The sequence below is a fragment of the Pseudomonas sp. HPB0071 genome, assembly GCF_000478505.2.
Classification (GTDB): domain Bacteria; phylum Pseudomonadota; class Gammaproteobacteria; order Pseudomonadales; family Pseudomonadaceae; genus Chryseomonas; species Chryseomonas luteola.
Genome location: NZ_KI517367.1, coordinates 3913593 through 3924260 on the forward strand (window position 1 = coordinate 3913593; position 10668 = coordinate 3924260).

General features: G+C 58.1%; 14 protein-coding genes. 13 read left to right on the top strand and 1 reads right to left on the bottom strand.

Annotated features, from left to right (window positions below; translation table 11 throughout):
- Nucleotides 1-298: 298 nt before the first annotated feature.
- The 7 genes from HMPREF1487_RS27720 (at nt 299) to HMPREF1487_RS18205 (ending at nt 6152) form a co-directional block, all read left to right on the top strand.
- Nucleotides 299-460, top strand: coding sequence for a hypothetical protein (locus tag HMPREF1487_RS27720; RefSeq protein ID WP_010798161.1), 162 nt, complete (start codon nt 299-301; stop codon nt 458-460).
- A gap of 120 nt (nt 461-580) precedes the next feature.
- Nucleotides 581-1486 carry a SctD/MshK family protein gene (locus tag HMPREF1487_RS18180; RefSeq protein ID WP_167670390.1) on the top strand — a complete coding sequence of 302 codons (906 nt, stop codon included), beginning with the start codon at nt 581-583 and terminating at the stop codon, nt 1484-1486.
- A 43-nt stretch (nt 1487-1529) separates the two neighbouring features.
- The gene (locus HMPREF1487_RS18185; RefSeq protein ID WP_010798163.1) at nt 1530-1904 is read left to right on the top strand and encodes a hypothetical protein; all 375 of its coding nucleotides are present in this window, start codon (nt 1530-1532) and stop codon (nt 1902-1904) included.
- Nucleotides 1901-2248 carry a tetratricopeptide repeat protein gene (locus HMPREF1487_RS18190; RefSeq protein WP_010798164.1) on the top strand — a complete coding sequence of 116 codons (348 nt, stop codon included), beginning with the start codon at nt 1901-1903 and terminating at the stop codon, nt 2246-2248. Before HMPREF1487_RS18185 ends, HMPREF1487_RS18190 begins: the two co-directional genes overlap by 4 nt.
- Before the next feature lie 14 nt (nt 2249-2262).
- On the top strand, nt 2263-4362 hold the full coding sequence (gene sctV, locus HMPREF1487_RS18195; RefSeq protein ID WP_051370249.1) for a type III secretion system export apparatus subunit SctV: 2100 nt from the start codon (nt 2263-2265) through the stop codon (nt 4360-4362).
- A gap of 52 nt (nt 4363-4414) precedes the next feature.
- Nucleotides 4415-5773 carry a type II and III secretion system protein family protein gene (locus tag HMPREF1487_RS18200; RefSeq protein WP_037030900.1) on the top strand — a complete coding sequence of 453 codons (1359 nt, stop codon included), beginning with the start codon at nt 4415-4417 and terminating at the stop codon, nt 5771-5773.
- The gene (locus HMPREF1487_RS18205; RefSeq protein ID WP_010798167.1) at nt 5763-6152 is read left to right on the top strand and encodes a CpaD family pilus assembly lipoprotein; all 390 of its coding nucleotides are present in this window, start codon (nt 5763-5765) and stop codon (nt 6150-6152) included. Before HMPREF1487_RS18200 ends, HMPREF1487_RS18205 begins: the two co-directional genes overlap by 11 nt.
- Before the next feature lie 33 nt (nt 6153-6185).
- Here the strand turns inward: HMPREF1487_RS18205 and HMPREF1487_RS18210 are convergent, their stop codons facing one another.
- Nucleotides 6186-6974, bottom strand: a complete 789-nt coding sequence (locus HMPREF1487_RS18210; RefSeq protein ID WP_167670391.1) for a tetratricopeptide repeat protein — start codon at nt 6972-6974, stop codon at nt 6186-6188.
- 232 nt (nt 6975-7206) lie between these two features.
- Between HMPREF1487_RS18210 and HMPREF1487_RS18215 the strand changes: the two genes are divergently transcribed.
- The 6 genes from HMPREF1487_RS18215 to sctL are packed head-to-tail and all read left to right on the top strand — an operon-like array spanning nt 7207 to nt 10660.
- A complete protein-coding gene (locus HMPREF1487_RS18215; protein WP_125912893.1) occupies nt 7207-7923 on the top strand; it encodes a type III secretion protein in 717 nt (238 codons plus the stop codon).
- A gap of 39 nt (nt 7924-7962) precedes the next feature.
- Nucleotides 7963-8172: a hypothetical protein gene (locus tag HMPREF1487_RS18220; RefSeq protein WP_010798170.1), complete on the top strand. Its 210-nt coding sequence runs from the start codon at nt 7963-7965 to the stop codon at nt 8170-8172.
- 44 nt (nt 8173-8216) lie between these two features.
- Nucleotides 8217-8618: a hypothetical protein gene (locus HMPREF1487_RS18225; protein ID WP_010798171.1), complete on the top strand. Its 402-nt coding sequence runs from the start codon at nt 8217-8219 to the stop codon at nt 8616-8618.
- A 1-nt stretch (nt 8619) separates the two neighbouring features.
- On the top strand, nt 8620-9402 hold the full coding sequence (gene sctJ / locus HMPREF1487_RS18230; RefSeq protein WP_010798172.1) for a type III secretion system inner membrane ring lipoprotein SctJ: 783 nt from the start codon (nt 8620-8622) through the stop codon (nt 9400-9402).
- Nucleotides 9399-10070 carry a hypothetical protein gene (locus HMPREF1487_RS18235; protein WP_010798173.1) on the top strand — a complete coding sequence of 224 codons (672 nt, stop codon included), beginning with the start codon at nt 9399-9401 and terminating at the stop codon, nt 10068-10070. Before sctJ ends, HMPREF1487_RS18235 begins: the two co-directional genes overlap by 4 nt.
- On the top strand, nt 10067-10660 hold the full coding sequence (gene sctL / locus HMPREF1487_RS18240; RefSeq protein WP_010798174.1) for a type III secretion system stator protein SctL: 594 nt from the start codon (nt 10067-10069) through the stop codon (nt 10658-10660). The genes HMPREF1487_RS18235 and sctL overlap by 4 nt, the downstream gene beginning before the upstream one ends.
- Nucleotides 10661-10668: the final 8 nt, after the last annotated feature.

Sequence of the window (10668 nt, forward strand, 5' to 3'; positions counted from 1 at the left end):
CTGTTCGCATAATTAGTGCGTTGCAATCTTGACCGATAAAGTGACAAAGAATTCTTAATTGCTTGGAAAGCATGGCGTTAAGACATTAAAGCTCATTATATGAAGGGTCGGTTTGCAGCTATTTATAACTCTTAATATTCGTGTAATTAAATGTTCATGCCTTGCGGGGCAACATTCACTCGTCTGGCAGCGATTGGGGTTCGAAAGAATCAGGACGTTGCTGGAAATATGCTCTTCTCTGCAGCCGTGTAGTAGCAGTTGGCGCATGTCTAATTTCTTTCAATAAGGAGATATTGATATGAGTAATGTTACTCCGACCAGCACCAGTTCTTCTGACGCTGCTATCGACAAAATGACTGCCGCTTTCGATGCCGCCATCGAAAAATCCGCGAAGATCACTGAGATCACCACCGAGAAGAAAACTGAGCTTGACGCGACCAAACAGCGTCCTCAGAACTAAGGTGTGGACGGGCGGCGCCTTATGGCGCCGTCTGTTTGTTCAGACAGCTTTCCAGATTGGACCTGCATGCAGGCTGGCCTTGCCATGCGTGCCGGGTCAGGCAAAACAATGATGTCCGCAATGTCTTCTCTTCCCGGCTCAAAACCTGCAGTGCCCACTCTTGAGGTCATTGCGGGACTGCATACCGGCGTATCGGTATCGCTGGATGAACCTGCCTATTGCCTGGGCGCCTCCGACGAGGTGGATCTGGTGCTCAGGGATGCAGGCGTTGCGCCTCGCCATGCCGTGTTGCGTCTGGAGAAAAATACAGTTGCCGTTGAGGCAGTTGGAGGTGATGTACTCACGGCTGAAAAACGAATCCCTTTGGGCAAGGGGCTGCGCCTGCCATTACCGGTCGAGTTATCCGTTGGGGATGCTCGAATCCGCTTATCTGCTCCGCTGACAAAGTTGGTTGCGCCTCCCAAACGATGGCCTGTTACCCACGCCGGTATGATGGCACTTTTTGGCGCGGCGGTATTGCTAGGCCTGTATACGCTGATTGGCACCAGCGAAGCCGAAGATCGCTTATTGCCTATTGCCAACGCGCCAGTTAGCCCGGCACTCGACAGCGGCGCTGGTCAGGAGCCTGTAGTGCGGGACGATCAGGTTGCCCGGCAATTGCTGTCCCGACTTGAGGCCGCTGGACTTTCCGCGCTGCATGTGAAATCACAAGGTCGCCATTTCATGCTCTCTGGTGAAATTGATACTGCTCAGCAGCCAGCCTGGGTCGATATCCAGAAGTGGTTCGATGGTGAATATGGCAGCAGCCATGTACTGGTCAGCTCGGTCACGCTACGCAAGGCACCGGTTTCTCCCCGTGTCAGGTTCCAGGCGGTATGGCTGGGACAGGATCCTTATGTGGTTAGTGAGTCCGGTACACGTCTTTACCCCGGCGCATCGCTGGACGACGGCTGGGTGCTCAAGGGGATAGAGCCGCAGCGGATTGTCCTGAGTCGCAACGGCCACGAGTTTGCCCTGACCCTATGACGCTGCCATTGCTTACACAACCCCTGGGTGGGAGGCCTTTTCGATGAGAATCGATACCAGCCGACCGCTGGACCTGCAGCGGCCTGAAGAGGCGTCCAGCGAATCCCTGCGTCGGACCGGCTCGGTTGCCAGGGCCAGGCAGAGTGAGGTGTTCGAGTCGCTGCTGCGGCTGCGCAGCCGGACTCCGTTCAAATCCCTGCGTAACGAGCTGGCGGAGCTGATCGGCCCTCCCGTTAACGACCCTGGCATCTTCAGCCCTGGCCATTCGCTTCAGGTGCTGGAACACATCATTGATACGGTGTTGCCTCGGCTGGACGCCGAGCCGGAGATCAAAGCACTTGCTGCCAGCCTGCTTGAGCAGGAAATCCAGCAACGTCGGGAGCTTGGGATGCGGTTGAGCGAGATCGACGATTTATGAACTTACAGGATCGCGAGGCAGTACAGCTGCTGCACTCGCTTGGCGCTCTGTATCTACGCAGCGGACAACAGCGACGAGCGCTGATCTATCTGCTTCTGGCTATTCAGATCGACCCGGCAGATACCGCTTTGCTGCGTACGCTCACCAATGGCTTTATTGCCACTGGTGATGGGGAGCGGGCACTGGCTGCTATCGGAAGGCTGGAGCAGCTTGAAGGGTCAGGCATGCCGCTCAAGTTTCTGCGTAGCCGCGCATTATGGGCGTTGGGTGCCAAAGACGAGGCACGACGCTGTTTTCGTGATTATCTGGATAGTCGGAGGGCCGTAACGTGCTCGCCAGATTGAACCGCCTGGCTGTAATGGCCTCACAGCGTACCGATATCGTCATTGCACTGTTCATGATGCTGGCCATCGTGATGATGATCATCCCGCTCCCCACAGTAATGGTCGATGTGCTTATCGGCACCAATATCGCGTTCAGTCTGTTGGTTCTGGTCGTTGCGTTCTACGTGTCGCATTCAGTGGATTTTTCGGCACTCCCGCCGGTAATTCTGCTCAGTACGCTGTTTCGCCTGTCGCTTTCCATCACCACGACCCGGTTGATCCTGCTCAACGGAGAAGCGGGGGATATTGTCGAGGCATTTGGCAATTTCGTGATTGCCGGTGAGGTGGTCATTGGCCTGGTGGTTTTTCTGATCATTACCGTGGCGCAGTTCATCGTTATCACCAAGGGCGCCGAGCGGGTGGCCGAGGTGGCGGCTCGCTTTACTCTGGATGCGATGCCAGGCAAGCAGATGAGTATCGACAACGATCTGCGTAATGGTGATATCGATCAGGCCGAAGCCCGTCGACGTCGCTCACGCCTGGAGCGGGAAAGCCAGCTCTATGGGGCCATGGACGGTGCCATGAAATTCGTGAAAGGAGATGCGATCGCCGGATTGGTCATCCTGTGCGTGAACCTGCTGGGTGGCTTGCTGATCGGTATGATCAAGCGGGGCATGCCCTTTGGCGAGGCGGTGCATACCTATTCGCTATTAACCGTAGGCGATGGGTTGATCGCCCAGATTCCTGCCCTGTTGATTGCGGTTGCCGCAGGCACGGTAGTCACGCGCGTAACAACCGATGCAGAGACAGATCTCGGCACGGAAATTATTAGTCAACTAAGCGCCAACCAGCGGGCGTTGGCACTGACGTCTGCCATTCTGCTGGGCGTTGCGTTTATTCCAGGATTCCCGGCGCCTGTATTCATTGCCATTTCGCTGGTCCTGGGCGGAACGGCCTTCTACATGCATCGGCGTAAACAGACCGCGGAACAAGTTCCGGCTGCTCAGGAGGAGCCGGAACCACGTGAGGTTATGGCTGAGCCAATACAAGATGTAGAGGACACGGGTCATTTCCGCATTACGCTATGGATTAGTGAAGCCCATGTGTCACAGGTCTCGCTCAATACGCTCAGGCAGCGATTGGACAGTACTCGTTACGAGATCAGTGAGGACTTGGGCGTCGAGCTTCCCCGTATCGGCTTGCGCATTGACCGCAACGCCGTGGCGGAGCGGTTCAGGATTGATCTGGAGGGCGTGCCCGTCATGGAGGGAGCTATCCGCCCTGATGCGGTGTTGCTGCAGGACGATGAAGTTCATCTCGAGCTGCTGGCAATCGAGCATACAGCCTCGGCCCCGTTGTTACGCCGTAAGCCTGCCCTGTGGGTGGATGCACAACAGGCTGCCACGCTGGTAGAGGCTGGGGTAGGGCATCTAGATCTGGCGCAGACGTTTGACGCCTGCATGGATCAGACTTTACGCCGCTATGCGGCTGAATTCCTGGGTATCCAGGAGGCCCGTCAGATCCTGACCGAGATGGAAGAGCAGTATCCCGAGCTCGTTAAGGAGGCCCTCCGTGTGCTGCCCTTGCAGCGAATCGCGGATGTGCTGAGGCGGCTGGTCAGTGAGCATATTTCCATCCGCAACCGCCGCGCCATTCTTGAGGCGATTGTGGAGTGGGCACCGCGTGATCTGGATACGCCCATTCTGACCGAGCACGTCCGTGCTGCGCTAGCCCGGCAGATTTGCTATGCGTACGCCGACAGTCATCGCGTCATTTCGGCCTATGTCTTTTCCCGGGATTTGGAGGAGGCATTACGGGCGCCACTGCGCCGCAGTGATAAAGGCCGCCCTACGGTGCTGCCGCCCGACTTGACCCGCACCATTACGATCCAGCTTCAGCACGCGTATGACGCTGCCAGTCATGATCTGAATCCGGTGGTCATGGTGACGGCGGACATCCGTCGCCCGCTCCGGCAGTTGCTGACCCGGCATGATCTGGATGTTCCCGTGCTGTGCTACCAGGACCTGACCCGTGAATTCACCGTGCAGTCGCTGACGACGCTCACGCTACCGGAGGCCAATGCGGCCTTGCCACACACCGTAACGGAATCGTTGACGGCTCCACAACCGTTGTAAGGGAACAGAAAGGATGGTGAGGGTGTTTGAGGATTACCTGCAGGCAGGGTGTGTGCCGAGACCGACGTTAAGACAATGGCTGATTATTGGTTTCGGTTGTCTTTTACTGTCCGGCGGCTGGCTGGCTCCCGGGCGGGCCGTTGCGCAACCTGTTGAGGGGGTGAGTTCTGAGGGGCGTGTGCTTTACCTCGCCTCGGGGGAGGGCCAGATTGTGAAATTCAAGGCGCCGGTAGAGTCGGTATTTGTTGCTGATCCTGCCATTGCCGATCTGCGCGTTGTCTCGCCGGGAGTGGTGTATGTCTATGGCAAGACCAGTGGCGAAACGAATCTGATTGCCCTGAATGCAAACGAGGACATTCAAGGCACCTGGCAGCTCAAGGTCCAGCCCAATGTCGGGCCGATCAAGGAGGCCGTACAGGCATTGCAGCCAGGCAGCAGCGTTTCGGTGGCGCAATCCGGCAAGCGGCTGATAGCCAAGGGAGCCACCCAGGATGTTGCGTCGGCGCTGGATATAAATGCATTACTCGATAGCCAGACACCAGCCGGTGGCCCGCCACCCCTGAACACCACGACTTATCCTGAATCGCCCCAGGTCAATATCCGGGTACGTTTCGCCGAGGTGTCACGCGAGCAGTTGCTGCGGTATGGGGTGAACTGGAATGCGCTCATTACCCGTGGTTCGTTTTCGTTCGGGCTGGTGACAGGCGGTCCGCTGGCGCAGTCGGCAGTAGCCGGGGCCACGAATCTGATCTCGGCAGGTTACAGCACCGGCAGCGCCAATATCGATGTGCTACTCGATGCGCTGCAAAGTAACGGCATTCTCGAAATTCTGGCAGAGCCAAACATCACGGCGGTAACGGGGCAAACGGCCAGTTTCCTGGCAGGGGGCGAAGTGCCGGTACCGGTTCCTGTAAGTCGTGACCTGGTAGGTATTGAATACAAGCCATTTGGTGTATCGCTGCTCTTTACGCCTACGCTGCTTCCCAGTGGGCGTATTGCCATGCAGGTTCGCCCCGAGGTCAGCAGTCTTTCAACGACCAGTGCTGTGCAGATAGCGGGTACCAGTGTGCCAACGTTCCAGGTCCGGCGGGCCGATACGCGTGTTGAGGTAGGCAGTGGTCAGACATTTGCCATCGCCGGTCTTTTCCAGCGCAACAGCGCGCAGGATATGGACAAGCTTCCCATGCTGGGTGACGTTCCGATCCTGGGTGCATTGTTCCAGTCCAAACGCTTTCAGCGCAATGAAACCGAGCTGGTCATTCTGATCACGCCGTACCTTGTCGAGCCTGAGTCAGACCACACGCTGGCTACGCCACTTGATCCGAGCGCGTCCAATCCTACACAGCACTTGGCGCGAACGTCTACCACGCCCACCAAGCCTTACTCGGAGTTCGGGTTTTATGTGGATTGATTCGAGAGGCTCCCTTGCTGTGCTCGGCGCGGCTGTCATGCTGCTGGCGGGGTGCTCACTGGAGCCGGTGTCCTATGCATCGGATTATGTCCGTCTGGCTGATCGCAACGGTCAGGCGGTATGGGTGCCCCGTGTGTGCTTGAGTCCCGAAACAGCGGCAGCGCCCGATCGTTTACCCATGGGCTGCGCCAATGCGCTTAATCTGGCCAGAATGATCGAGCGACCTACTGACCTACAGCGTGGTCGTCCGATGGGACCCGCCATGGCTGCTCCGGTAGCACGTGCGGCAGAAGCTTATATCACCGGCCACACCGCCGATGACATCAGGCGGCAACGGCTCGAGCAGGAAGCGGCAAACCGTAACGCTGTCGGAATGTGATGATGTTCGTCAGATCAGGTCTGGCGAACATTTTTAATTGGGATGAGTGGCGATAAGCCCTACTGCCTGGGCGCGTTGCATCGGGTCGCGCAGGGACTTGATCTGCCGGGCCTGTTCGAGCAGCCGGGCTTTTTGAGCCGGTGTCGTTTGGGGAATGACCAAGCCCGTAGCCTCCTGCTCGTGACCGGCCAGTACCAGTGTCAGAAGCAGGTTGCGGTAATGGCCTGGCATGGCCAGAGGGGAGCGGGTGACTTCACGCAGCCGTGTGACGGCACGATCCGGTGAGCCTCCCAATGCCATGGCGACGGCCTGATTGCTTTGGATGTCCAGATTGCCGGGCGCCAATTCAAGCGCCTTGGAAAAGGCTGTTTCCGCTGCGGCTGACTGGCCCAACAGACTGTAGGCCGTGCCCAGCTTGCTATAGGTACTGGCCGTTTTCTTGAGCGGGGCAACTTCCTTCAGCGCATTTGCCGCACTGCTGGCATTGCCGAGCCGTAGCTGGGCACTACCAAATCCCAACAGCGCGTCGGGATTATGGGGTTCCTTTATCAGAGCCTCGCGAAAGGCCTGGGCGGCACCGTTGGCATCTCCGCTGCCAAGCCGGGCATTACCCAGACGAATGAACGCGGGAGCGTCCTGCTGCTGTTGAGCCGCGCGTGCATACAGGGCCGACGCGGTGGCAGGGTCGCCCCGGCGTTCGATGTCGGATGCCAGTTTGTCCAGCTGAAGATCAGGGTGAGGATTGGAAGGTGCAGAGCTGCAACCGGCCAGCCAGGAGCACACAACAGCCAGGGCGAGCCGGGTAGGGCGGGAGGTAGGCAAAATCACACTCCATGCTTTGACTGCAAAGAGCCACATCCTGCGCATTTGGCCGGACAAACATGACAGCTCGATGACAGCGCCCGGCTGTGTTTGAGGCTTGTCCTGTACCGCCCTGGTTCTGTGATACAGACAACACTCATTGGGTGACTTGCAACGGGCTTGTCACAAAGCCTCACCATACTCGGGGCATCGAGAAAGTGTCCGAACGTTCCGGATAAAGGATAAGCCGGAGTTGTCGTTTGGTTTGCTTCGTACAGGGATGGATCACTGTCTGCCATCGGTTCGAGTCGTATGTGGCATCGAGCCGGGTATGGAAGAGATGAAGAAGAACGAGCAAGCCATGCCGTTGCCTGTTTTTACCGCTCGCTGTTTACGTTCACTGTGTTGCCTGCTTGCGCTTGCAGGGGTTGCGCTTGATGGCTGGGCACAGACAGAGAAACCTGTCTGGCTGGACCAGCCCTATCACTACGTTGTGATTGATCAGGATGTACGCGGCGTACTGATGGAGTTCGGTCGTAATCTGTCATTGCCTGTGGTCTTGTCCGATCAGGTCAAGGGCCGGGTACAGGGCCATGTGCGGGCGGAGCGCGCGGGTGAGTTTCTCTCGCGTATCAGCGCCACCCAGGGGCTGGTCTGGTACTACGACGGCAGCGCCCTGCATGTGAACGCCAACCGCGAGCTGATCAGTCAGGTCATCGATACCCGCCGGTTCGATCAGAAGGCTTTGAGAGGCGTGCTCGACCAGCTGGGCCTGGTAGGCGAGAACGTATCGATACAGCTCAACCCCGGCCGCTCGGTTCTGAGCGTATCCGGGCCGCCTGCCTACATTGGCTATGTGCAGCGCAGTCTCGAAGGCCTGGAAAGGCCCGTTATTTCGAGGGGAAAAAGCCAGGGCATTCGTATTTTTAGGGGTGGCGCGGAAACCGAAGTCTTTAGCGGACAGGGTTGAACATCTGGCCTTTTGGCCCTCACAGACAAGGAGAAGGACATGGCAACAGCACCCATAGATAACAGCAGTACCGGCAGCGTCACTAACAGCGAGCAGACATTCGACGCTGCGCTCGAGTCGTCCGATACCGGCATGACCGATGAAGAGTTCACCCAGCAGTTAGTGGACGGTGCGGTGACCGTCGCCGGGCAGATGATCATCATGCCCCGTGCGAACGAAATCCTGAATGAGGCGATGTCGGACGAGTAAGTCTGGCGGCCCTGTGCATTATCGATGTGTGTCTGGAGATATTCATGACTGTCAGTATTCCTCCTGTAGCCCCGCAGCCCATGCCGGAACCTGCCGCGCAGGCTGCCCAGAATCTCTTCGAGCACATGGCGATGCATGCGCAGGGCCTTCCTCAGGGAGCAAGCCCGGCTCAACTGAGCCAGGGATTGATGGAGCGGCTGGATGGCTTTCTGGATCGTTCCCATCGCTTCGCTGAACGGGCCAACGGCGGGGTCGATCAGACGCAGACCTTCAGCCCGGTGATCCGTAGCTCCCAGGCCGAAGGCGCGGCGCTTCCGGACAGCCAGATGGACAAGGTTGTCACCGCACTGAGCCGCATGTTCGATCATTCGATCGAAACCCAGATGGTTGTCCGAGGCGCGACCCAGGTTTCCGGGGCGGCCAACACCCTGTTGCGTGGTCAATAAGATGACCGGTTGGAACGGATGGTTTGCAAAAGCGGTAATACTGCTCACGCTGGTGGCGTTGCTGCAGGGATGTAAAACGGACCTGTATACCAACCTCTCAGAACGCGATGCGAACAGCATGGTGGCGGAGTTGTTGCGGCGCGGCATTTCTGCTGAACGCGTCATTCAGAAGGACGGCCGTCTTACCGTCAAGGTAGACGAGGCACGCTTTGCCGAGGCCATGCATATCCTCGACGAAGCCGGCTTGCCAGGGCAATCCTTTGCCAACCTGGGCGATGTATTCAAGAGCAATGGACTGGTGTCTTCGCCTGTTCAGGAACGTGCTCAGATGATCTATGCCCTGAGCGAAGAACTCTCGCATACCGTATCGCAGGTCGATGGAGTGCTGTCGGCCCGGGTGCATGTGGTATTGCCCGATAATGACCTGCTTAAACGCAATGTCACGCCATCTTCCGCATCGGTTTTTATCCGGTATGAACCGGGGCTCGATATCAATCCGCTGATTCCACAGATCAAGACTCTGGTCGCTAGTAGCATTTCGGGCCTGACTTATCAGAACGTTTCAGTCGTACCGGTCGAGGCGGTCAAGCGGGTCGAAGGCTCCCAAGAGGGCGAACCCCTGGCTTCGTTCATGGGGGTCTGGATGCTTCAATCGAACGTCGGCAAGGCCGCCTGGATCATGGGCGGGCTGCTTTTCCTCGTGCTGGCGCTGGCTACTTCACTGGTTTACGTGGTGTGGCAGTCCCGGCGTGCTCAACCCTACGAATTGGTGCCATTGAAATGAGCCTGACACAGTCTGCAGAACTGCCGTTGTTTCGTGGTGAAAACGGGTGGAACCTCTTCAAGACCAACCCTTTGCGCTTCGTACACGGCAAGCACGTTGCTGAGTGCTTCAGTGAATGGGGCGAGTATTCCATCGTGGCCGCCATCCAGGCCGAGCAGCGGTTTCAGTCTCGACTTGAGCGTTTGTTCCAGGATCACTTCGCGCTGCCACCGTTAAATGAGGTAGAGCCGCCCGTTGAAGAGGACTTGGCCATTGCGTTACTGGCGCCGGAACACTTTGCTGCACTGGTAGTGCCGTGTGGTGTGGTCCTTCATGGACGCTCCTTCACCCAGGAGATCAGAGCGTCGGCCTTGCGTGCGCTGAAAGCGCGCTTTGGTGAGGACTTATTCGCCCTGGCCGTAACCAATGCCGATCTGGCCAGCACCTCCACCGTTCTGACCGATCTCGATGAACTGGAGCGGGCCGTTCAGTTGGATGGAGAGGCCTGTATCGCCGCCTGGCTGGCTGCTCAACCTACCTCGCTCGCCGCCTGGCTGCGACTGAAGGCGACGGATGAGCCTGTCTACAGCCGCGCACTTTCGACGGACCTGCTGCAACGCGGGCCCGCCATCGTCAGGCGTATAGCGCCGCACGTTCAGGCCTATGCAACAGTGAGGAAGGCTTCTTGAGCGAACTGCCTCGTCAACCTACCCAAACCATTCTTCGGCAAGCTGAGGCCGCCCAATGGATGGATGGCTACACGTTTCTCGAGCAGGCCCGACAGGAAGCGGATGCTCTGCTGGCCAGTACACAGGCGCAAGTCGATGCCGCCCGCACTCAAGGCTACGCTGAAGGCCAGCGCGCCGGCATCGAGGCGGCAAACAAGATCCTGGTGAATACCACCCACCAGATGGACCGGTATTTGGCCAGTCTGCCGGAGGCTTTGACCGACCTCGCTCTGGATGTGGTCCGCCGCGTTCTGGGCCAGTTTGAGCCCGGCGAGCTGGTGGCCCGTCTCGCTCGCGAAGCCCTGACGACCTTTCGTGGTCAGCACACGATAACCGTGAGGGTAGCGCCAGAGCATGTGGCCCACGTGGAAGCAATGCTGCTGGAAGGGGCTGGACCATCAGCCTCATTTCGCGTCGAGCCCGATGCCCAGCTCACAGCGACTCAATGCGTTATCGCCAGTCCTGTCGCTGTGGTGGATGCCAGCCTGGACATGCAGCTGGACGCGCTTCGTACCGCCTTGGTCAGCCCTGGCGAGTCTGAGGCGGTGTAATGCAGGAG